Here is a 21,681-nt window from a genome sequence, read left to right as displayed (position 1 = left end):
CACGCGGCCGGGCCATTGCGATGTCGGCGTCACGCGGCCGCTGCGACGCGACGCCGAAGGGTCTCCGCCAGCCCCGTGTTCACGACCACCACCACTCCGAAGAACACCGCCGCCCCCGGATGCCCCACGGCATGGACCGCGTACACACCACTGCCGAGCACCACCGCCTTGACCAGCAGAACCCCCACGAGCGGCGGCCGGAAACGCGCCCGAGGAGCGGCGAACAACCCCCAGACCACGGCGGCGACCACGGGCGCCCCGACCGCGAGCAACAGCCGGAACACCACCCCGTCCCCAGCAGCGAAACCCCACCAGCCCAGAGCACCCAACGCCGCCAACTCCACGACGAACGCGAGAAGTTCATTGGCCATGAACCAGGGGCGCCCGGCCGGGGCGGCAGGAGTGCCATGGACTTCGCTCGTCATCGCTGGTGGTTCCTCTTCATACGGTGGTCGGTGGTAGGCGGTCGGTCTCCGTCGGACATCGTCACAGGCCGGGCGCCGGGGCGAGATGACGGGGTGCGGTAGGAGTATGCGTCTTGGGTATGCCGGCCGGTCGGTCGGGCGGGCCGTGCTTTCATGCTTCGGTGCATCGACAGAGTGTTCCCATGACGGACGAGACTCCCGTCTGCCGCATCCGGCGGCGCGACGCCTCCGATCTCGATGAGTGCGTCGAGGTGCTCGCGGAGGTCCATGCCGGTGACGGCTATCCGGCGAACTGGCCCGACCGTCCCGGTGAGTGGCTGACGCAGCCTGCCCTGTACGCGTCCTGGGTGGCGGAACGGAACGGACACGTGGTCGGCCACATCGGCCTGTCCCGCAGCGGGGCGGGCGATGCGGCACCTGCCGTATGGAGCCGCCGCACGGGTGCCTCCGCCGAGGACACCGCCGTGATCAGCCGCCTGTTCGTCTCACCCTCCGCCCGTGGCCACGGGATCGGCGCGCTGCTGATGGCGCGGGCCGTGCAGGACGCCCGCAAGCGCGCTCTGCACCCGGTCCTCGACGTCCTGGCCTCCGACACATCGGCCGCAGCCCTGTACGAACGCCTGGGCTGGAGCCTGCTGGCCACGGTCGATCAGCAGTGGAGTCCGTCGCAGACGGTGACGGTGCATTGCTACGCCGCGCCGGTGTGACCGGCCCGAAGCGAATCGACCGGCAGGGGCGTACACGGGGGCCTGGAGCAGTCCGGGCACGAGTCGGCCCTGGAAGAGCCTGAGCGCGGTGGTGCCGGCCTCGCGGGCCGCCGCCGGGAACTCTTCCCGCAGGGCTTTCCCGATCGAATCGGCGGTCAGTGGTGGCGCTCCCAGTGGTCCGCGAACGGCACCGCTTCGGCCAGGGCGCGGTCCCGGTAGCCCCGATACTCGGCAAGTCTGTGGGCGGGGAGCAATTCGGCGCCGGTGAAGGCACCTTCGGGCGCGTAATGCATCCGGTAGACGTCCCGGTCGTCGAACAACCAGAAGTCGTGATCGGGCAGGCCGGTCACGTCCTGCTCGGCCTTGTCCAGGATGCCGATGGTCTCGCCGGCCGTGACGTTGCCGGGGTAGGCGGCCAGTTCGTAGCGCAGGTAGTCGGTGAGCGGGGACGTCAGTACGTGTATGCGGGAGACCCGCTTGCCCCTGTCGGTCATCGAACGGACCCACGGGTCGTCGTCCCACTCAGGCCCCATGGGCTCGTCGGCCAGGAAGCGCGCCATCTCCTCGGCCTCTTCCTCCACGTCGTACACGGCCAGGGTCTCCAGCCGGAAGGCGGTCCGCTCGAACGCTCCCTCCTTTCCAGAACAGGAAGGGGCCTGCCGGATACTCGTCGTCGGGCCGAACGGCGCCCCCGCCCAACGTGCGGCGGTGTTACGTGCCTTCGCCGAACTCATTCCGATCCGGCGTCGCTGATCGGTGCCCGGTGTTGTGCGACGGGTCGTCGCGTGGTCCGTACACGGCCGTGGCCGCCCCCTGAGCGCAGGGGACGGCCACGGCACCGGGGCTGCGGGTCGACGCGCCGCTCGGGTGCGGTCCCGCCGACGGTGTGGCCGGTGTTACGCCCAGCGGACGACGTCGACCGTGTCGTTCGTCTGCGGGGGCTCCTGGAGGGACTGGAACGGGTACAGCGGGCGGGCCGTCTCCGTGTCGATGTCGATGAGAACGGCGATGTCGCGGGTGTTGTTCACCCACGAGGAGACCTCGTTGGCCGCGGTGGGGCCGTGGACGCCGCCGCTCATGGGCAGGTCGCGCAGGTCGACGTGGTATCCGGCGCCGATGCCGTAGGCCGGGCCGCGATTGTTGTAGTCGCGGTACAGGCACAAGGTGGCGGGCGGGCACGGCTCGCTGTCCTGGAGCTTGATCACGCCGGGCGGCAGTGGGCCGACGGCGGCGTTGGCGGTGCCGGGGACCAGCGCGATGGTCAGGGCGGCGGCTGCCGAGGCGGCCACGCGGGCCAGACCGCCGGCGCGCCGGAAGCGGGTCGTCATCTTTTTCTCCAAGGGGCTGATCGCCCGGCGGTGCCGGGCGCGCAGGGAACGAATGGTTCGGGCCCCGGGGGTCCGCTACCGGCACCGGAGTTGACCGGAAACCGTGGATTCCTCGACGGGGCGACTCCACCTCGGGAGAAATTACTCTGCGTATGAATGATGTGACTGAAGGTGTTCGCGTTGGCGTGTCCGTGACCCCAGTGTGTGCCACTGCCCTCCGGCACTGCTTTGACCTGCACGGATGCCGGGACGCAGCCGTCCGCAGCCGCGTTCCGGCAGGCGTGTCGGAGACGTTGCTGTACCCGACCGGCCGCATCACGCGCGGCAGTTGGGCGACGGCGGCGGATGCGCGGTGCCTCCGGGCGGCGCCGGTGCGCCGGAGAGGCGTCAGCCCGCGTGCCGCCACCAGAAGGAGCCCGGGTGGAAGTGCCTGGTCACGCCCAGTCGGCGCCAGAGCGGGGCAAGGATTTCCCGCAGTTCCGGGTCGGCGTGGACGAAGGCGTTCGGCAACTGGACGTCGAAGCGGTCCGGCGCGGCGGTGAGCAGCGCGGCCAGGAGGTACTGCTCCGAGTAGAGGCGCCAGCGCCAGGACTCCGGATAGTCCGCCGGGAGCATGATGTCGTGGACCTGGATGAGCACCCCCGGCTTGAGGCGGGGCAGCAGCTCGCAGAAGAACACCATGACGTCGGAGCCCATCTGGAGCCGGTGCGAGCCGTCGATGAAGAGGATGTCGCCCGGTTCCAGTTCGGCGAAGACGCCGAGGTCGGCGTCTTGGAGCGGGACACGGACCACCTCGTCGCAGAGGTGGTCGATATGGGCCCGGGGCTCCGGGTCGATGGATGTGATGCGGGTGTCCAGGCCGAGGTCCCGGATGGCCTGGCGGGCGAACTTGGTGGAGTTCCCGGAGCCGACTTCGAGATAGCGGGCCGGCCTCTCGGAGGCGAGGAAGCCATAGAGCGAGAGTGCGTCCAGCGGGGGCAGCCAGGTGTTGCCCCAGTAGGCGGTGGACGCCTTCTCCACCCCTTTCAAGGGGATCCCGGCCAGTTGGTCGGCGTACTCCAGGAAGCCGGTGAGGTGTTCGGCGTAACACTTCCGGTTCTTCTCCAGGAGCTCGCGCACGGGGCCGAGTTCGGCGCGTGGCTCGGGTGTCACCAGGTGGTCCAGAAACACCGGCTTGGCCAGGCCGAAGGCCCACATGACCAGGCCGAACGCGGTGGGCCTGCGCTCCAGCCGGTCGAGTCCACGGCGTAACGCGGGGAACCGCTCCAGCAGGGTGGGGGTGGGTTCGGGCACGGCGTTGGGGGTCTGCGTGTGCAAGGCGGGGGAACCTTTCGATCGGTTGGACGGCCGAGAAGGGTGAGCCACGGGTCCCGCAAGCGCTGTTCGGTCAGGGGCGGTGGAGGCGGTGCGGGCGGTAGAGGTGGCGGCGGCGGAGGAGGTGGGCTTGGTGTCGGCGATGGAGGCGGTGATGCTTCGGACGCCGGTGATCCTTCCCGGATCGGTCCCCGGTATCCGCGAAGACCGTCCGTACCGCGCCCACGGACCCGGCCTCCCACCGCGCAGGGTCGGATGGCAGGTGCAGGCCCCCTCTGCCGGCAGCGGTCAAGCCTCGCCGAGGTCGGTGCAGTGCGTGATCGTCGCATCGTCCGCCGCCACCGCGTGGCGGGCCTCCGCCTGCCGGACACGGCGGATGATGTCGGCAGGCCCGCCCGATGCCAGGAGGGCGATGACCGTCGGCCAGTCGGCGAGCCGGAACCGGTCCACGACGCGGCCGGCCCCGTTGCTGAGCAGAGTGGCACCGGCCAGCTCGGAGACCGGACAGCTGCCGGTGATCGCTTCGTCGGCCGCCCGGGGGTCGTCCTTGGCCACCCAGAAGCCGCCCGGCTGGTTCCGGTTGGCCCGTAGCTCGCGGAGGACGCGGTGGTACGCGTCGCTCCCCTCGGCAGTGGCTTCGAGCGCGGACGCGTAGGGGCGGCTGATGACCACTTCCCGGGGATCGGAGACGACGAGCGGCGCGCCGTCCGCCCGGTCGAGCACCAGCGTCGCATCACCGAGCACCAGATACTCGACGAGGCCGCCGGACAGACGCAGGGCGGCCACGGCTGCCGACGGGCTGATCGTGGCGGCTACGTCGCAGGTGTCCCGGTGATCGTCCGTCACCCGCTCGATGACCTCGGCCAGCAGCTCCGGGAGGCTGCGGTCCCGTGCGAGGGACAGGAGACCGAGGAGGCCGCTTCCCAGACGGTTGGCGTACCAGGCCACGCCGTGCCGACAGACCGCTGCGGTACCGGGGATGCCGGCACCGTCGACCAGCACCGCTGCCGTCGGCAGGGCACCGGTGAAGTCCTCATTCGTGCGGCCGGTCCGCGCCACAGCGCTCGTCATCGTCACCCGCATGCCCTGACCCTGCCCTCCCGGCGGCAGGGCCACGCGCCACCCACGGCCGTCCGGATCGTGAGGAGCAAGAGGGCGGATGACCCCAACGACCCAGTGGCCGGGGCTACGGCGTCCGGTTCGCGGGGCGGGCCCGGCTGATGCCCCTGGCCGGGCAGATCCCGGATCTGTCCGACGGGCGACACGAGCCAATACCCTGAGTCCCGTCCGCACTGCCTGGGAGAGTCATGACAAGCAGGTTCACCGAGTTGGCCGTTGACTGCCATGATCCGGAGAGTCTCGCGTCCTTCTGGTGCGAGGTCCTGGACTTCAAGGTGATCGACCGGAGCGAGGGCAAGGTCGAGATCGGCTCCTGGGTGCCGACCGTCGAGGATGTCCGGGCCCGCCAGATGCCACCCACCCCGCTGTTCATCCAGGTGCCCGAGGGCAAAGCCGTGAAGAACCGGCTTCACCTCGACATCAGCCCGATCGACGGCAGCACCGAGGACGAGGTGACCAGACTGCTCGGCCTCGGCGCCACCAGGACGGATGTGGGCCAGGGCTCGGACCGGAACTGGGTGGTCATGGCAGACCCCGAGGGCAACGAGTTCGACGTCCTGCGCACCCTGGCTCCGCACAACTAGGCCGCGATCAGCATCCGCGACCCGTCACACACCGCAACCGCTGCCGAGAAGACCCCGTGAGCGGACGAGCACGGAGGCGCCGTGCCGTGGCGGCGAGCCCGCCGGACCACAGCCGTCGGTCATCCCTCGGCCGGAGCCACCCCGATCGGGCACGAGACCCCCGTGCCGCCGATGCCGCAGTAGCCCGCCGGGTTCTTGTCGAGGTACTGCTGGTGGTACGCCTCGGCGGGCCAGAAGGTGCGGCCCTGCGCCGGGAGGATCTCCGTGGTGATCGTGGAGTGGCCGGCGGACGTGAGGACCTTCTGGTACGCCTCGCGGGAGGCTGCCACGGCGGCCTCCTGCTCGGGGGAGTGGGTGTAGATCGCCGAGCGGTACTGGGTGCCCACGTCGTTGCCCTGGCGGAAGCCCTGGGTCGGGTCGTGGGACTCCCAGAACAGCTTCAGCAGCTCCGCGTACGAGACGGTCCTCGGGTCGAAGACGACGCGGACCGCCTCCGTGTGGCCGGTCAGGCCCGAGCAGACCTCCTCGTACGCGGGGTTCTCGGTGTAGCCGCCCTGGTAGCCGACGAGCGTCGTCCAGACGCCGTCCGTCTGCCAGAACTTGCGCTCGGCACCCCAGAAGCAGCCCAGCGCGAAGTCCGCGACCTCCAGCCCTTCCGGGTACGGGCCCAGCAGGGGGTTGCCGAGGACCGTGTGGCGGGACGGGACGGTGAATTCGGGGGTGGGGCGGCCCTTCAGGGCCTCCTCCGGGGTGGGGAGCTGGGGGGTGCGGCGGTTCAGGAACATGCGGGGGCTCCTCCTGGGACGGGTCTGCAGTGCGTACAACGCGGTGGGGGTGCCGTGGATTCCGGCCCGGTCCGGACGAAGGCCCTACCGGGGCAGCGTCGCGGGGCTGCCGCCGTTCGCCTCGTAGCCCGCCACCGCCAGCGCCCGGTAGACCGTGTACTCGGCGGCCGGGTCGGCGTCCTGCGTCCACGGCGGCGCGCCCACGTGGCCGTCGATGTGGACGAGCTGGTTCATCGCCTCCGACCAGCGTTCCATGCGGACCAGGAAGAGGACCAGGAGATGGCGGACGTGCGCCAGCATCGGGTCGTCGGGGCGGGCCGCGTGCACCGCGAACAGGGCGCCCTCGACCGCCTTGGTCACCACCAGGCCGCGGTAGAAGCCCTGCACCAGATTGACCTCGGGCAGGTGCTCGTACACCGCGAAGAGCGGCAGCGCGGCCAGCAGGGAGCCTTGCGGGGCGCGGGCGGCGGCCGCGGTGGCGAAGCGGTCGGCGTCCTCGCGCGAGCCGTGCCACTTCTCGCACCAGTAGTGCAGGGCCGCGATGTGCGCGCCCATGTGGGCCGGGGCACGGTCCATCACCTTCGCCCAGAGGCGGTCGAACTCCTCGGGGGAGTAGCCGAGTCCGCGGGCCGCGGCCAGCTCGGTGAGGTACGGGACGGGGTCGCCCGGCGCCAGCAGCGCCGCCTCGCCGCAGACCGTACGGGCCTCCTCCAGGATGATCCGGAAGTCGTCCGTCCCCGCGGTCGACGAACGCCACGCCTGCTGCACCAGGAACTCGGCGTGCACCGCCGCGCCGCCCGCGTCCTTCGGCGCCTCGGCCCGCCACGTGCGCAGCCACGCACCACCGGCACCGGGCCGCTGCGCCAGCTCCAGCGAGGCGGCCCCGGCGAAGGCCTGCACCCGCTGCCACCGCACCTCGCCCTCCTTGGGCGTACCGGCCAGCAGCTGCGAGGCCGCCCGCCAGTCCTGGGTGCGCTGCACGACATCGAGCACATCGAGCAGATCCTGGTCCGGGCCCGGCAGCCGGATGTCCAGCTCCTCCTGGCGCACGAAGCCGTAGGCGTCCGGGTCGGCGGCGTCCGGGGAACCCGGCGCGACCTGGCGGATTCCGCCCCGGCGGCGCAGCACGAAGGGGCCGACGACCACGGCGAGCATGCACAGGGCGAGCAGGAACCACAGAATCTCCATGCACCCATTGTCACCGGACGGCCCGGTAGTCCGGTGGGCGCCCTCGCGACGAACTACGCTCTGGCCCCATGAGCGACCAGCACAGCTTCGAAACCCTCGCGATCCACGCGGGAAACACCGCCGATCCCCTTACCGGCGCCGTTGTTCCGCCCATTTACCAGGTGTCCACGTACAAGCAGGACGGCGTGGGCGGACTGCGGGGCGGCTACGAGTACAGCCGCAGCGCCAATCCGACCCGTACCGCCCTGGAGGAGAACCTCGCGGCCCTGGAAGGCGGCCGCCGCGGACTCGCCTTCGCCTCCGGCCTCGCCGCCGAGGACTGCCTGCTCCGTACGCTGCTGACCCCCGGCGACCACGTGGTCATCCCGAACGACGCCTACGGCGGCACCTTCCGGCTGTTCGCGAAGGTCGTCTCGCGGTGGGGCGTCGAGTTCTCCGTCGCCGACACCTCGGACGTGGCGGCGGTACGGGCCGCGATCACCCCGCGCACCAAGGCGATCTGGGTGGAGACCCCGTCCAACCCGCTGCTCGGCATCACCGACATCGCCGCGATCGCCGGAGTGGCCCGCGCCGCGGGTGCGCGGCTGGTCGTCGACAACACCTTCGCCAGCCCCTACCTCCAGCAGCCCCTGGCGCTGGGCGCCGATGTGGTGGTGCACTCCACCACCAAGTACATGGGCGGTCACTCGGACGTCGTCGGCGGCGCGCTGATCGTCAACGACCCCGAGCTGGCGGACGAGTTGGCGTACCACCAGAACGCGATGGGCGCGGTCGCCGGACCGTTCGACGCCTGGCTGGTGCTGCGCGGCATCAAGACCCTGGCGGTCCGCATGGACCGGCACTGCGAGAACGCCGCCAAGGTCACCGACCTGCTGACCCGGCACCCCAAGGTGACCCAGGTCCTCTACCCGGGGCTGCCCGAGCACCCGGGCCACGAGATCGCCGCCAAGCAGATGAAGGCGTTCGGCGGCATGGTGTCCTTCCGGGTCGAGGGCGGCGAGGAAGCGGCGGTCCAGGTCTGCAACCGGGCCAAGCTGTTCACCCTCGGCGAGTCGCTGGGTGGCGTCGAGTCGCTGGTGGAGCACCCGGGCCGCATGACGCACGCCTCGGCGGCGGGCTCCCCGCTGGAGGTGCCGGCCGACCTCGTCCGCGTCTCCGTCGGCATCGAGAACGCCGACGACCTGCTGGCCGATCTGACGCAGGCGCTCGGCTAGGCGCCGGTCCGGGGCGCATTGCCCGTGCCCCGGTCCGGGGCACGAGGGACGCACGCCGGACCGGAGTGCGGAGAGCGCCGGGCGGGTCCGCCCGGCGCTCTCCGCGGTGTCGCTCAGGTGTCGGCGTTCTCCGCGCCGGCGTCAGGCGTCGGCCTTCTCGTCCTCCAGCATCGTCCGGATCTGCTCGCGCAGCTCGGGGCTGTCGGTGTGCTCGTGGACGGAGACCGCGTGCTCCGTCGCGGCCCGTACGACTTCCTCCTCCTCACCCGCGATGGTGAGTGAGCAGTGAGACACGCTCGGATGCTTGCGGCAGTCGGCGATCTTCCTGGTCATGGCAGCCTCCTCGGCGCGTTCCGCGTGCCGCCCCTTCCAGCGTAGGCGCAGACCGTCCTCGGGCCCCGCTCACCAGCCCTCCAGCGGTGTCGTCTCGGCGGGAGGCACCTCCCAGGGGTGCGCCGCCACCGCCCAGACCGTGAAGGCCACCACCGCGGCGCACGCCACCAGCAGCATCAGCCGGCGGACGAACAGCCGCCGGCGCAGCAGTCTGCCGCCGCGCTCCGCCACCCGTCGCGCCAGATCGGCGGGCACCTGCGGATGCGGGCCGTCCAGCATCCGCCGGACCTCGTCCTCCCGGTCACCGCCGCGCCTCACCGCGCGACCCCCGGCCGGCCCGGTGCGCCCCGTCGCTCCGTGGGCCGGCGGGTCCCGCGCATCGTGGCCACCGAACGGTTGCAGATCGCCCGCACCCGCTCCACCGGAAGGCCGAGCAGCGCCGCGGCCTGCTCCTCCGCGACCCCCTCGTACAGCCGCAGGACGAGGACGAGGCGTTCCTGCGGCGTCAGCGGGTCGAGCAGCCCGCCGCGCGGACGCTTGTGCCGCCAGACCTCGTGGGCGAACCGGACGGCGAGCTCGCGACGGGTGCGGTCGTACGGATCCTCGCCGCGCAGCCGTTCCCACTGGGCGTAGGTGTGCGCCAGGGCGGCCGTGAGCAGCCGCTGGGCCCGGGGGTTCGCCCCGGGGGGCCGCAGGGGCTCGGCGGTGAGCAGCGTGGCGGTGTGCAGCAGGCGGCCGGCCGCGCCCGCGACGAAGGTCTCGAACTCCTGGGCGCGGCGCCGCTCCCGGCCCGACTGGCGCTCTCGCACAGTCCACATACGAGCCGCCGACGGGGCTCCCGGTCAAGAGGTGTGCAGCAGGTCGCCCCGGCCGGGCGGAGTCTCAGCCGGCCGGGGGTGTCTGCTGCGCGGTCTGGCGGGCGGCCAGCGAGGTGTTGAACCGGGTGAGCAGCGCGCAGAACGTCTCGCGCTCCTCGGCCGTCCAGCCCTCCGTCACCTGGGTCATCAGCTCGCGCCGGGAGCTGCGGACCTCGTCCAGCCGCGCCTGGCCGCGCGGCGACAGCTGGAGCACGACGGCCCGGCCGTCCTCGGGGTGCGAGGTGCGCTTGACCAGGCCGGTGTCGACGAGCGGGGCGACCTGCCGGGTCACGGTCGAGGAGTCGATCCCCATGCCCGCGGCGAGGGCCTTGACGCCCATCGGGCCCTCCCGGTCCAGCCGGTTGAGCAGCAGATAGGCGGCCCGGTCCATGGAATTGCGCACCTGGCCGACCCCGCCGAGGCGGGTCTGCTCGGCACGGCGGGCGAAGACCGCGACCTGGTGCTGCAGAACGTCGAGAACGTGGTCGGAACCCGTGGGTTCGGGGGCGGCGCCCCCGGAAGGAGACGCAGCTGTCGTCATGTCCTGAGGGGGCATGGCCGGGGGCTCTCTTCGTGCGGTGTCGGATGGGTGGGGGACAGAGTACGCGGCCACGGGGCAACGCGTACCAGCGCTGCGCAAACCCATGGACAACGGCTCAGGAAGGTCCGGACGCGGCGGCCGGTGCCCTGCCGGGCCGCAGGACCCGCGGGCCGAGCTGCAAGACTTACCGTATGAACTTCCGCGTGACCGGCCACTTCCCCCCGTTGATCCTCGACGACATCCGCGGGGCACAGAAGATGCTCGACGGCGTGGCCAGGGTGACCGCCATGGAAGGCAGCCGCCACCTGAGCGACCTCGTGGGCGCGCCGGTCCATCTCAAGTGCGAGAACCTCCAGCGGACCGGCTCCTTCAAACTGCGGGGCGCGTACGTCCGGATCGCGGGCCTGTCCCCGGTGGAGCGGGCGGCCGGGGTCGTCGCCGCGAGCGCCGGGAACCATGCGCAGGGCGTCGCACTCGCCTCCGCGCTCCTCGGCGTACGGTCCACGGTCTTCATGCCGGTCGGGGCGCCGCTGCCGAAGGTGGCCGCCACCCGCCAGTACGGGGCGCGGGTCCGGCTGCACGGCCATGTCGTCGACGAGACGCTGGCCGCCGCGCAGGAGTACGCGCAGGAGACCGGTGCGGTCTTCATCCACCCCTTCGACCACCCGGACATCATCGCCGGACAGGGCACGGTGGGCCTGGAGATCCTCGAACAGTGCCCCGAGGTGCGCACCATCGTGGTGGGGATCGGCGGCGGCGGTCTGGCGGCGGGCATCGCGGTGGCGGTCAAGGCGGTCCGGCCCGATGTGCGGATCGTCGGGGTGCAGGCGGCGGGCGCGGCCTGCTATCCGCCCTCGCTGGCCGCGGGCCATCCGGTGTCGATCGGTTCGCTGAACACGATGGCGGACGGCATCAAGGTGGGGCGCCCCGGCGATGTGCCGTTCGAGCTGGTCAGGGAGCTGGTCGACGAGGTGCGCACGGTCTCCGAGGACGAGCTGTCCAGTGCGCTGCTGCTCTGTCTGGAGCGGGCGAAACTGGTGGTCGAACCGGCCGGGGCGAGCCCGGTCGCGGCGCTGCTGAGCGATCCGAAGTCGTTCCGCGGGCCGGTGGTCGCGCTGCTCTCGGGCGGCAATGTGGACCCGCTGCTGATGCAGCGCATCCTGACCCACGGCATGGTGGCGGCCGGCCGCTATCTCAGTCTGCGGCTGCGGCTGACCGACCGCCCGGGGGCGCTCGCCACGCTGCTGGCCGTGCTCTCGGCGGCCGACGCCAATGTGCTCGACATCGGTCATGTGCGGACCGACCCCCGGCTCGGGCTCACCGAGGTCGAGGTGGAGCTGCAACTGGAGACGAAGGGCCCGGAGCACTGCGCGGAGGTCTCGGCGGCGCTGCGCGACGCGGGCTATCTGGTGCTGGACTGACCCTCTCCCGGCGCGGGGCGCCGCACGACGCACGACGTGGGGGAGCCCCCGGCCTTCGGTCGTCGACCGGGCCGGGGGCTCCCCCACGTCGGTGGTGCGGGATCAGCCGGTGTACGGCTTCGCCGCCAGGATCTTCACGGTGGCCGTCTTGCCGTTCGGCAGCTCGTACTCGGCGTCGTCGCCCATCCGCTTGCCGTTCACGCCGGTGCCGAGCGGCGACTGCGGGGAGTACGTCTCGATGTCCGAGCTGGCGTACTCACGGGAGGCGAGCAGGAAGGTCATCGTGTCGTCGGGGTCGCCGTCGAAGGCGATCGTCACGACCATGCCGGGCTCGACCACGCCGTCGTCGGCCGGCGCCTCGCCGACCTTCGCGTGCTCCAGGAGCTGGGTCAGCTGGCGCACCCGGAGCTCCATCTTGCCCTGCTCCTCCTTGGCGGCGTGGTACCCGCCGTTCTCGCGCAGGTCGCCCTCCTCACGGGCCGCCGCGATCTTTACGGCGATCTCCGTGCGCGCGGGACCAGACAGGTACTCCAGCTCGGCCTTGAGCTGGTTGTACGCCTCCTGCGTGAGCCAGGTGACGTTTTCGCTGGTCTGGGTCACAGGGTGCTCCTCGTCGGTACTGGGAATACAAAGCATCGCCCTACCCGTAAGCATGTGCTTCCACGGGTGGGCGAAACCACGAGCCTAACAATTCCGCAGGAAAAGGGGGAGAAGGTAAAGCGTCGGGAGTGCGAGTGCGCAGGTCAGACGCGGGAACGGGGGGATCGGGGCCGGCGTGCGCCGGTCAACGCGACGCCCCGTCGTCGACGGTGCAGCCCAGCAGCTCGACGCTGGTCGCCCTGGACGTCGTGCGCAGCGTCAGGATGCGGTCGATGCGGTCGGTGCGCTCGTCGAAGCGGAAGTCCTTGCGGGCCACGTCGTTGCCGTCCTCGTGCTGCGCGCGCAGGGTGCAGTAGCCCTTGGCGTCCTTGTCCTTGCGCACTTCGAGGTGGACGTCGACCCGCTGGTCCGAGACGACCTGGCGCTTGATGACCTCGGCGCTGATGCCCTGGCCGGCGACGTAGTCGTAACCGATCCAGGCGACCACACCGAGGAGCAGGACGCCGAGCACCGAGCCGACGATCTTGAGCTGGCGGTCCGCGCGCCGGTCCGTGGAGCGGCCGTAGCGGTTCTCCGGAGTCGCCTCGCGCACCGCGGTCATGATCGTTCCTCCCGTGCCGGGATCGAGGAATTTTCCACCCCCCGGTTCGGTCACTATAGAAGCCTGCCCATGTGCCGAATGACTGAGGATCGAGTCTTGACCGAGCAGCTCCGCCTGATGGCCGTCCACGCCCACCCCGACGACGAGTCGAGCAAGGGCGCCGCCACCATGGCCAAGTATGTGTCCGAGGGGGTGGACGTGCTGGTGGTGACCTGCACGGGAGGAGAGCGCGGCTCCATCCTCAACCCGAAGCTCCAGGGCGACGCGTACATCGAGGAGAACATCCACGAGGTGCGCAAGAAGGAGATGGACGAGGCCCGGGAGATCCTGGGCGTCGACCAGGAGTGGCTCGGCTTCGTCGACTCCGGTCTGCCCGAGGGCGACCCGCTGCCGCCGCTGCCCGAGGGCTGCTTCGCGCTGGAGGACGAGGTGAAGGCCGCGAGCCGTCTCGTCCGCAGCATCCGTGCGTTCCGGCCGCAGGTCATCACGACGTACGACGAGAACGGCGGGTACCCGCACCCCGACCACATCATGACCCACAAGATCACGATGATCGCCTTCGACGGTGCGGCGGACACCGAGAAGTTCCCCGAGCAGGAGTTCGGCCCGGCCTGGCAGCCGCAGAAGCTCTACTACAACCAGGGCTTCAACCGGCCGCGCACGGTGGCGCTGCACGAGGCGCTGCTGGCCCGCGGCCTGGAGTCGCCGTACGGCGAGTGGCTCCAGCGCTGGAAGGAGTTCGAGCGCGACGAACGCACGCTGACCACGCACGTTCCGTGTGCGGACTTCTTCGAGATCCGTGACAGGGCGCTGATCGCCCACGCCACGCAGATCGATCCGGACGGCGGCTGGTTCCGCGTCCCGATGGACATCCAGAAGGAGGTCTGGCCGACCGAGGAGTACGAGCTGGCGAAGTCTCTCGTCGATACCTCCCTCCCCGAGAGCGACCTCTTCGCGGGCATCCGCGACAATGCCTGATATGTACGCGACCCAGGCACTGACCGACCTCGTTCCGCTTGCCGATGAGCTCGACAAGAACAAGGTGACCCCCGGCGTTCTCGGCTTCATCGTCTTCGCGGCGCTCGCCGCAGGCGTGTGGCTGCTGATGAAGTCCATGAACCGGCACATGGGCAAGGTCGACTTCGAGGAGGCCCCGGACCCGGACGCGGTGGCGGCGGAAGCCACCGTCGGGGCGGGCTCCGCGAAGCAGAAGTAGCGGAAACAGCGCAAGCGGGCGGGGCGGCCCGGGAAGTCCCGGGCCGCCCCGCCCGGCCGGCGCCGGCCCGGCGCGTTCCCGGCCGGACCGCGCCGTCCTCGACCGCCGCCCGGACCGCGCCGTCCTCAGTCGGCGGACGGGCCGTGCGCGGCCGGCACCGGTACGCCCATGACCTCCCGGGCATGGCGCGTCGGCGTCATGCCCAGCCGCCATGCCTGCCAGCCGTCCTCCAGGTCCACACCGCGGTTCAGCACCACGGTGAACGCCTCCGCGCAGTCCTCCAGCTTGCCGTCGCGCGCCGGGTGTCCGGCCCGCAGCAGCTCGGCCAGCTCCTGCTGGGCCACCACCGTGCCCACCTCGCTGCCGCCCGGTGACGCGTAGGGCAGCAGCGTGCAGCGCAGGAAACGGGCCCAGTCCGCGCCCCGCGCGTCGCCGTAGGAGTCGAACAGCTCCACCGCCTCGCCGCACAGCTCCAGCGCCTGCGGGGCACGGCTGTTGCCCGCGTCGACCAGGGCCAGCTCCAGGCACGTCCACGCCTCGCCGTGGGCGACCCCGATGCGCCGGAAGTCGGCACGGGCGTCCGCCAGAAGCTGACGGGCGAAACCGGAGTTGCGCAGGTTCCCGGTCTGGGCGGCCCGCTGGTCACGGGTGACCCGGCCCGAGTGGTGGCGGGCGCACGCCAGCCCGTACACGTCCCGCATCCGGGAGAACATCGTGCGGGCCCGCTCCAGCTGCCGGACCGCCTGATCGGTGTCGCCGTCCTCCTCCAGGGCCTGGCCCAGGTAGAACAGCGTCCACGCCTCGCCGCGCGCGTCCTCGTTGTCGCGGTGGCGGGCCAGCGCCCCGTTCAGCTGCTCCACCGCCGGGCCCGGGTCGCCGTCCAGGAGCCGGGCGCGGGCCAGCTGGGTCAGCGCCCATGCCTCGCCCCGCTCGTCCCGGGTGCGCCCGTACAGGTCCAGGGCCCTGCGCAGCTCGTCCTCGGCCCGCGCCACGTCGCCCATCCGCAGCAGGGTCTGGCCGAGCTGGAACCGGGTCCACGCCTCGCCGTGCAGCGACTCGCCCTCCCGGTGCAGGGCCAGCGCCGTGTCCAGCAGGGCCAGCGCCTCCGCGAGCCGGGCCCGGTCGCGCTCGACGGCCGCCAGCGCGTGCATCGACCAGGCCCGGTCCTCGGCCTGCTCCTCGGAGGCCTGGAGCTCGATCGCCTCCCGCAGCCGCGCCGACGCCTCGGTCAGATTGCCCTGGTGGTGCAGGGTGATGCCGAGCGAGCAGAGCGCCAGCGCCGTACCCGCCATGTTCTGCGCCTCGCGGTAGAGGCCGACGACCGACGACAGGGTGGTCCGCGCCTTGTCCAGCTCGCCGAGCTGACGGGCCGCGATGCCGGTGCGCCACTGTACGGACCGCTCCAGCAGCCCCTTGTCCACCGCCTGCGTCAACTCGCTGATCTCGCCCAGCCGGTAGAGGTCGCCGCGCAGCAGGCAGTAGTCGCACAGCGCGCCCAGCAGGTCCAGCACGGCGCCCTGGTCGACACCCTCGGCGTGCCGCAGCGCGGAGGTGATGAAGCTCGACTCCTCGTCCAGCCAGCTCAGCGCCGAGTCCAGCGAACCGAAGCCGTGCGAGCCGAACTGCCCGGCCCGGGTGGACATCTTGCCGTCCACCATGCGGATCACCGCACCGGCCAGGTCCGCGTAGTTCCGGATCAGCCGCTCCTGCGCCGCGGTGCGCTCCGCCGCCTCCTCCTCGTCCCGCAGCCGGGCCAGGGCGAAGCTCCGTACGAGATCGTGCAGCCGGTGGCGCGAGCCCCGGACACGGGTCAGCAGCCCGGCCCCGGCCAGCTCCTCCAGCAGCCGCCCGGCCTCCTGCTCGTCGGCGGCGAGCAGCGCCGCGGCCGCGGCGGCGCCCAGGCTCGCCCGCCCGGCCAGCGCGAGCCGGCGCAGCAGCCGCCGCGCCTGCTCGGACTGGTCGGTGTAGCGCAGCCACAGCGCCCGCTCCACCGGCCCGAACCGCTCGTACCCGGCGAGACCGGCGGCCAGCGCACTGCGGGTGCGCGCCCCGAGCGAGGAGCCCGCCACCCGCAGTGCGAGCGGCAGACCGCCGCAGAGTTCGGCGACGGTGTCGGTCGCCCTGGAGTCGTACGGACCCTCCTCCGGGGCCCCGGCCGCCTCGCGCAGCAGCTCCTCCGCGCCCGCCGCGTCGAGCGCGCCGACCGGCAGCTGATGGACCCGGGCCGGGAGATCGGCCGGCAGCTCCAGGGGCTCGCGGGCGGTGACCAGGACGAGGCTGTCGGAACGCCCGGGGACCAGGGTGCGGACCTGCTCCGCGTCACCGGCGTCGTCGAGGACGATCGTCACCGGGGTGCCGGTCAGATGCTGGTGGTACAGCTCGCTCAGCCGCCGCACCTGCTGTTCGGCCGAGGTCCGGCCCCGGGCCGCCGGGTCCGTACCGCCGGGGGACGCCCCGTCCCGGAACAGCAGCTGCTCGCGGGGGGCGCCCAGCCGGTTCAGCAGGTGCAGCAGCGCGTCCCGGGTCGGCAGCGGCGCCTCGCCGGCCACATCGCCGCGCAGATCCACCACGCAGGCGCCGCGGAACAGGTCCTTCAGGTCGTGCGCGGCCCGCACCGCGAGCGTGGTGCGCCCCGAACCGGGCGTGCCGTGCAGGACGACGACGGTCGGTCTGGTCTCCGTCGACGCGCGGCCCTCGCGCACCCACCGGGCGATCTGCTCCAACTCGGCCCGCCGGCCCGCGAACGGACCGTCGGACACGGGCAGATGGCCGAAGGACTGCTCCAGCAGCGCGCGCGTGCGGGCTGCCGCGCTGCGGTCCGTACGGCGCGGCGACGGTGCGGTCCGCGACTGCTGCGGGACCTTCTTCGCCGGGGTGCGGGACGAGGCGGTGAGCATCCGCTGTTGGTCGATGAAGGGGCGGATGCCCCGTACCTCCAGCGCCGCCAGCCACTGCAAGCGCAGCTGTTCGGCGCCGCCGGGCTGCCCGAGCGCGCCGGCCCGGCGGTGGGCGGCGGGCCAGTGCGAGGCGGTGACCCTGGCGACGGTGGCGGTGGCCCCCGCGACCGCCACGACGGCGCCCGCGCCCAGCGCCGGCCCCGTCGCCGTACCGAACGCGACATCCGCGCCGAAGGCCGCGACCGCGGCAACCCCGGTGACCAGCAGGGGAGTTCCCAGCGTCGTCCGGCTGAACCGCTGCGACAGCGGCTGCGCCCCGGCCTCCGCCGCGTCCAGCGCCCGGAGATACGCGGCGTACTCCTCGGCCGCGGCGGCCGCCAGCGAATCCAGCGCGGCCCGCCCGCGCGCCGTCAGTGTGCCGGCGTCGGACCGGCCGCCGGAGCGCCGCACCTCCTCCTCGACGGCGCGCACCAACAGCCCTTCGGCCTCGGCCCGATGGCTGTCCCGCATGGATGTCCCCCTTCGGATACGACGGTCGCCACTGCCTCGCGCGGCAGACGGCGTTTCTCGGACACGGCCCAGTCTCCTGGCTGCGGCCCGTCGGCGCGAGACGCCGCACCCGGTGCGTACGGGGGTGGGGCCGCCCGCCGGGGCCTCCGGGCAGGGGCGGGCCGACGGGCCGGGCGGGCCGGTGGAGCGGCGCGCGCGACCAAGATCACGATCGGTGCCCGACCGATTCCGTTCGGTAGCGAATATTCCTGACGGCTCCACAGAAACCCGTAATCCGCTTCTGGTTGACAACGGGCGATTCCCGCGAAAGCTCTCTGGGTGCCTTGACGGCGCTGGAGGCAGCGCCTTAGGTTCTTGTTGTCGTCAATTAGATGTCAGATGCCGTTGAGCGATGCTCTGATCGCCCGGACTCTGCTCGATATCGGCAATGGGGGAGATGGACGATCAGCCCGGTGACGGGTGCTCATAATTCTTGACTCACGGCTGCCCAGGACCCGTTTTCGGGTCATTCGCGTGCGCCGAACGGTTCCGGTGCCGCACTTCGTTCACGGGGGACGAAAGGCAGCGTTCGCACGGGCGAGCGCCTTTTGATCCCTCCCTGAAAATGAAGTGCTCCGACGTGTCGTCAGCATATTTTTTGATTTGCGGGGAAGGGATTCGTGTGCCGGGCGATTCGCGTGCTGTCCTTTATCAGGTGGTCGTCAACGACGCGGAGCAGTATTCGATCTGGCCGGTCGGCACCGCGGTACCGGACGGCTGGCGAGCAGAGGGTTCTGCCCGCCCCAAGGAGGAATGTCTCACCCACATCGAACAGGTGTGGACGGACATGCGACCGCTGGGCCTGCGCGGGCGGGCGGCCGAATGAGCGCGCGGGCGACGCGCCTCCCGGGAGGCCGGACGGCCGGGATCACGCATGACGCGTCGGTCGTCGAGGCCACGGTCTCCGAGCAGCAGCGTGCGATGTGGTTCCTGGAGCGGACCGGACGTCCCGGCACGTACAACATCGGATCGACCGTCCGGATCCGCGGGGACCTCGATGTCCCCGCCATGAAAAGGGCGTTGACCCAGGTCGTGGACCGGCACCGGGTTCTGCGCTCCGTCCTCACCGAGGGCGAGGGCGAGGGCGAGGGCGAGGACGAGAGCGGCGTCCGGCAGCGCGTCCGGCCGCTCGACGAGACCGAGCTGTTCGACGAGACATGGGACGGGAAGGCCGAGACTCCGTTCGACCTGAGCACGGGTCCGCTGGTGCGCGCCCGGATCGACCGGCAGGCCCCCGACGACCACCTCTTCTCCCTGTGCTTCCACCACGCGGTCTACGACGGGGGATCGGCACCGGTCTTCTGGCGCGAACTCTGGCGGGCGTACCGGGGCGAGCGCCTGGACGAACCCGCCATCCAGTACACGGACTACGCGATCTGGCAGCAGCGGCGGCTGGCCGGCGGCGTCCTCGACCGGCAGGCCAGGTGGTGGGCCGACACGCTCAGCGGCTGCCCGGTCCTGACCACACTCCCCGCCGACCGGCCCCGACCTGCCCACCCCAGCAACGCCGGGCGGGAGTTGCGGCTGAGGATGCCCGAGACGGTCCGGCGCGGCGTCGACGCGCTGGCGGAGGCGGAGGGCGCCAGCTTCTACATGGTCGTACTGGCGGCGCTGCAGGCGTTCGTGTCCCGGGTCGCCCGCCAGGACGACGTGGTGATCGGCTCGCCGCTGTCCGGCCGGGTCCGGCCCGAACTGCGGGAGGTCATCGGCTGCTTCGTCAACACCGCCGCCACCCGCGCCGACCTCTCGGACGACCCCTCGTTCCGCGCCCACCTGGGCCGGACACGGGACCATGTGCTCGACCTCTTCGACCATCTGGAGCTGCCGTTCGACCGGGTGGTGGAGACCGTCAACCCGCCCCGGTCGCCGAGCTGGTCACCGCTGTTCCAGATGCTCTACGTGCACCAGGGCGACATCACCGAGCGGGACACCCCGTCGGACCTGCATGTGACGGAGGTGGACGAGCGGACCGACAGCGCCAAGTTCGACTGGCTCGTCACCACCTGGCAGGACGCGGACGGCATGGTCCTCAGCATCGAGTACGCCACCGAGCTGTTCGACGACGCCACCGTGCGCCGGCTCGCCGACGAATTCCTCGGCCTGCTGGCCGCCGTGCTCGACGATCCCGACCGGGCGCTGGGCGACCACCCGCTGACCGCCCCGGCCCCGGCGGCGGTCAGCGCCCCGGCCGCGCCCGAGGACCCGGCGCCCGCCGCCGAGGAGCCGGTCACCCCCACCGAGCAGTACCTCGCCGAACTGTGGCAGCAGCTGCTGGACGTCCCGCGGGTGGACCGCAACGACGACTTCTTCCACCTCGGCGGGCACTCGTTCCTCGGCATCCGGCTGCTCAACCGGATCCGCCTCCAGTACGGCGTGGACCTGCCCACCTCGGTGCTCTTCGAGGCCCGCACCCTGTACCGGCTCGGCCGGGCGATCGACCGCGAGCTGACCACCCCCGCCAAGGCCGAACTGCTGCCGATGGCCGAGGGAACCGGACCGGCGTTCTTCCTGGTCCACCCGGTCGGCGGCGGGGTGGGCTGCTACGCCGGTCCGGCCAGAGCGCTGGGATGCCCGGTCTACGCCCTGGAGGCGGTGGGTCTGGACACCGTCGAGGAGATGGCGGAGGCGTATCTGGCCGCCGTCGAGACGGCCGCGCAGCCGCCGCTGGCCATCGGCGGCTGGTCGATGGGCGGTGTGGTGGCGTTCGAAATGGCCCGGCGCCTCGAAGCACGTACCGGCACGGCGCTTCCGGTGCTGATGATCGACAGCCATGTGCCGGACCCCGAGGCCGAACCGCCCACGGAGGCCGACCTGGTCTCCTGGTTCGCCGAGGACTGGGGAGCGGCCGTCGGCACCGAGCTCGGCCCCGCCCCCACCACCCGGGAGCAGCTCTGGCAGCGCGCCCGGGAACACGGACTGCTCGAACCCCTCGGCGACGCCGGCCTGGTGGAGCGGCTGCTCGACCGGTTCGAGATCAACCTGCACGCCATCCGCCGGTTCACCGTCACCGGGCGGTACCCGGGCCGGGTCTGTCTGATCCAGGCCGCCGACGAGCCCCGCGACCGGGACGACCACGGCTGGGGCGACGTGACCACGCGGCCGGTGCGCACCCTCGCGCTGCCGGGCGACCACTACGGCGTCATGACCGCACCCGAGCTGGCACCGACCCTCGCCCGGCTGCTCCAGGAGGCGATCGACCATGGCTGAGACCCTGGTGGTGCTGGACTTCCCGGGCCGCCGTGCCGAGGCCCACCTGTCCGACCTGCGTCTGGAGGACCAGGGCTGGGACGTGCTGTACGCGATCAGCGAGCCGTTCAGCCGGTCGGTGGACCCCGCGCAGTACGTGGCGCACCTGGCCGGGCGCTGCTCCGGCGTGCCGGTCCGCGCGGTCCTCGCGTACTGCATGGCGGCCCCGCTGGCACGTGACCTCGCCGCGCGACTGGGCGGCCCGGACGGGCCGGTCCCGGTGGTGTTCTTCGACGGGGAGCCGGGCGCCGGGGCCGAGATCCGCGCGACGGTCGGGACCGTCGTACGGCAGCTCACCGGCGGGTCCGCCGGACGGCTCGACGGCGAACTCACCGAGGCACTGGCGGACACCGGGCTGCGGGACCGTCCCGAGCGGGCCATGGAACTGCTGGCCGAGCAGGTGGTCCGGCTGGGGGCCGAGGTCTTCCGGGAGGACGGCCTCGACGAGGAGGAGGCGGTGGCGGCCGCGACGCGGGTGTCCGGCTTCTACCTCGACTGGATCGCCTTCCTCGTGGCCTCGTTCCGGGCCGGGTCCGCGTCACCCCACCCGGGCCCCGTCACGCACATCCGGTCGGCGGACCACCCGGTGGGCGACGACTGGATCCGGGCCGGCTCCCTCGATGTGCACGTCGTCGACTGCGTCCGGGCGGGCCTGCTCGCCGATCCGCGTACCCGTGAGCTGACCGCAGACCTGCTGGGGCGCACCGCCCCCGCTCACCTCGACCGGTAGTCCTCGCACCTTCCCTTCTGCTGTGG

General features: G+C 72.0%; 23 protein-coding genes. 9 read left to right on the top strand and 14 right to left on the bottom strand.

Translation table 11 applies throughout. The annotated features are described in order from the left end of the window. Window positions 1-29: 29 nt before the first annotated feature. Window positions 30-425: a YrdB family protein gene (locus GA0115234_RS36885; protein WP_093550409.1), complete on the bottom strand. Its 396-nt coding sequence runs from the start codon at window positions 423-425 to the stop codon at window positions 30-32. Window positions 426-607: 182 nt separating this feature from the next. On the opposite strand from GA0115234_RS36885, the gene GA0115234_RS36880 reads away from it, so the two are divergent. Beyond that, on the top strand, window positions 608-1,132 hold the full coding sequence (locus GA0115234_RS36880) for a GNAT family N-acetyltransferase (protein WP_093550407.1): 525 nt from the start codon (window positions 608-610) through the stop codon (window positions 1,130-1,132). Window positions 1,133-1,287: 155 nt separating this feature from the next. Here the strand turns inward: GA0115234_RS36880 and GA0115234_RS36875 are convergent, their stop codons facing one another. The 4 genes from GA0115234_RS36875 to GA0115234_RS36855 form a co-directional block, all read right to left on the bottom strand. Then, a complete protein-coding gene (locus GA0115234_RS36875; RefSeq protein WP_237542014.1) occupies window positions 1,288-1,866 on the bottom strand; it encodes a DUF6879 family protein in 579 nt (192 codons plus the stop codon). 162 nt (window positions 1,867-2,028) lie between these two features. Beyond that, the gene (locus tag GA0115234_RS36870; protein WP_093550405.1) at window positions 2,029-2,460 is read right to left on the bottom strand and encodes a peptidase inhibitor family I36 protein; all 432 of its coding nucleotides are present in this window, start codon (window positions 2,458-2,460) and stop codon (window positions 2,029-2,031) included. A 387-nt stretch (window positions 2,461-2,847) separates the two neighbouring features. Continuing rightward, window positions 2,848-3,777 (bottom strand): class I SAM-dependent methyltransferase, encoded by a 930-nt coding sequence (locus GA0115234_RS36865; protein WP_202554530.1) that lies wholly within the window; start codon window positions 3,775-3,777, stop codon window positions 2,848-2,850. Window positions 3,778-4,062: 285 nt separating this feature from the next. After that, entirely contained in the window at window positions 4,063-4,845 is a 783-nt protein-coding gene (locus tag GA0115234_RS36855) for a hypothetical protein (RefSeq protein WP_093550494.1), read from the bottom strand. A 236-nt stretch (window positions 4,846-5,081) separates the two neighbouring features. Between GA0115234_RS36855 and GA0115234_RS36850 the strand changes: the two genes are divergently transcribed. Further along, window positions 5,082-5,477: a VOC family protein gene (locus tag GA0115234_RS36850; protein WP_093550403.1), complete on the top strand. Its 396-nt coding sequence runs from the start codon at window positions 5,082-5,084 to the stop codon at window positions 5,475-5,477. A 119-nt stretch (window positions 5,478-5,596) separates the two neighbouring features. Here GA0115234_RS36850 and msrA read toward each other — a convergent pair whose 3' ends face one another. Next, window positions 5,597-6,262: a peptide-methionine (S)-S-oxide reductase MsrA gene (gene msrA, locus GA0115234_RS36845; RefSeq protein WP_093550401.1), complete on the bottom strand. Its 666-nt coding sequence runs from the start codon at window positions 6,260-6,262 to the stop codon at window positions 5,597-5,599. Window positions 6,263-6,346: 84 nt separating this feature from the next. Beyond that, window positions 6,347-7,450, bottom strand: coding sequence for a hypothetical protein (locus tag GA0115234_RS36840; protein ID WP_093550399.1), 1,104 nt, complete (start codon window positions 7,448-7,450; stop codon window positions 6,347-6,349). 68 nt (window positions 7,451-7,518) lie between these two features. Between GA0115234_RS36840 and GA0115234_RS36835 the strand changes: the two genes are divergently transcribed. Then, window positions 7,519-8,664: a cystathionine gamma-synthase gene (locus GA0115234_RS36835; RefSeq protein WP_093550397.1), complete on the top strand. Its 1,146-nt coding sequence runs from the start codon at window positions 7,519-7,521 to the stop codon at window positions 8,662-8,664. Window positions 8,665-8,805: 141 nt separating this feature from the next. On the opposite strand, the gene GA0115234_RS36830 is transcribed toward GA0115234_RS36835, so the two are convergent. The 4 genes from GA0115234_RS36830 to GA0115234_RS36815 all read right to left on the bottom strand — a co-directional run bounded on the left by GA0115234_RS36830 (window position 8,806) and on the right by GA0115234_RS36815 (window position 10,410). Then, on the bottom strand, window positions 8,806-8,997 hold the full coding sequence (locus GA0115234_RS36830) for a DUF1059 domain-containing protein (RefSeq protein ID WP_093550395.1): 192 nt from the start codon (window positions 8,995-8,997) through the stop codon (window positions 8,806-8,808). Window positions 8,998-9,066: 69 nt separating this feature from the next. Further along, on the bottom strand, window positions 9,067-9,276 hold the full coding sequence (locus GA0115234_RS36825) for a hypothetical protein (RefSeq protein WP_176729381.1): 210 nt from the start codon (window positions 9,274-9,276) through the stop codon (window positions 9,067-9,069). A 35-nt stretch (window positions 9,277-9,311) separates the two neighbouring features. Continuing rightward, entirely contained in the window at window positions 9,312-9,806 is a 495-nt protein-coding gene (locus tag GA0115234_RS36820; RefSeq protein ID WP_093550492.1) for a sigma factor-like helix-turn-helix DNA-binding protein, read from the bottom strand. A 73-nt stretch (window positions 9,807-9,879) separates the two neighbouring features. Then, a complete protein-coding gene (locus GA0115234_RS36815; protein ID WP_093550391.1) occupies window positions 9,880-10,410 on the bottom strand; it encodes a MarR family winged helix-turn-helix transcriptional regulator in 531 nt (176 codons plus the stop codon). 176 nt (window positions 10,411-10,586) lie between these two features. Here GA0115234_RS36815 and ilvA point away from each other — a divergent pair, with 176 nt between their 5' ends. Then, a complete protein-coding gene (ilvA, locus tag GA0115234_RS36810) occupies window positions 10,587-11,816 on the top strand; it encodes a threonine ammonia-lyase (RefSeq protein ID WP_093550389.1) in 1,230 nt (409 codons plus the stop codon). 102 nt (window positions 11,817-11,918) lie between these two features. Here the strand turns inward: ilvA and greA are convergent, their stop codons facing one another. Further along, window positions 11,919-12,416, bottom strand: coding sequence for a transcription elongation factor GreA (gene greA, locus GA0115234_RS36805; RefSeq protein ID WP_093550387.1), 498 nt, complete (start codon window positions 12,414-12,416; stop codon window positions 11,919-11,921). 184 nt (window positions 12,417-12,600) lie between these two features. Further along, the gene (locus GA0115234_RS36800) at window positions 12,601-13,017 is read right to left on the bottom strand and encodes a DUF4307 domain-containing protein (protein ID WP_093550385.1); all 417 of its coding nucleotides are present in this window, start codon (window positions 13,015-13,017) and stop codon (window positions 12,601-12,603) included. 96 nt (window positions 13,018-13,113) lie between these two features. Between GA0115234_RS36800 and mca the strand changes: the two genes are divergently transcribed. Both mca and GA0115234_RS36790 read left to right on the top strand, forming a co-directional pair. Then, window positions 13,114-13,995, top strand: a complete 882-nt coding sequence (gene mca / locus GA0115234_RS36795; protein ID WP_093550383.1) for a mycothiol conjugate amidase Mca — start codon at window positions 13,114-13,116, stop codon at window positions 13,993-13,995. A gap of 1 nt (window position 13,996) precedes the next feature. After that, window positions 13,997-14,233 (top strand): hypothetical protein, encoded by a 237-nt coding sequence (locus GA0115234_RS36790; RefSeq protein WP_093550381.1) that lies wholly within the window; start codon window positions 13,997-13,999, stop codon window positions 14,231-14,233. Window positions 14,234-14,358: 125 nt separating this feature from the next. On the opposite strand, the gene GA0115234_RS36785 is transcribed toward GA0115234_RS36790, so the two are convergent. Continuing rightward, window positions 14,359-17,640: a tetratricopeptide repeat protein gene (locus GA0115234_RS36785; protein WP_093550378.1), complete on the bottom strand. Its 3,282-nt coding sequence runs from the start codon at window positions 17,638-17,640 to the stop codon at window positions 14,359-14,361. 655 nt (window positions 17,641-18,295) lie between these two features. Here GA0115234_RS36785 and GA0115234_RS36780 point away from each other — a divergent pair. The 3 genes from GA0115234_RS36780 to GA0115234_RS36770 are packed head-to-tail and all read left to right on the top strand — an operon-like array spanning window position 18,296 to window position 21,655. Next, window positions 18,296-18,505: an MbtH family protein gene (locus GA0115234_RS36780; protein WP_343335969.1), complete on the top strand. Its 210-nt coding sequence runs from the start codon at window positions 18,296-18,298 to the stop codon at window positions 18,503-18,505. Continuing rightward, window positions 18,502-20,886: a condensation domain-containing protein gene (locus GA0115234_RS36775; protein WP_161275732.1), complete on the top strand. Its 2,385-nt coding sequence runs from the start codon at window positions 18,502-18,504 to the stop codon at window positions 20,884-20,886. The genes GA0115234_RS36780 and GA0115234_RS36775 overlap by 4 nt, the downstream gene beginning before the upstream one ends. Next, entirely contained in the window at window positions 20,879-21,655 is a 777-nt protein-coding gene (locus GA0115234_RS36770; protein WP_093550372.1) for a hypothetical protein, read from the top strand. The genes GA0115234_RS36775 and GA0115234_RS36770 overlap by 8 nt, the downstream gene beginning before the upstream one ends. Window positions 21,656-21,681: the final 26 nt, after the last annotated feature.

The sequence above is a fragment of the Streptomyces sp. DvalAA-43 genome, from assembly GCF_900091725.1.
Lineage (GTDB): Bacteria > Actinomycetota > Actinomycetes > Streptomycetales > Streptomycetaceae > Streptomyces > Streptomyces pulveraceus.
This window is presented reverse-complemented; position numbering and strand designations above follow the sequence as displayed.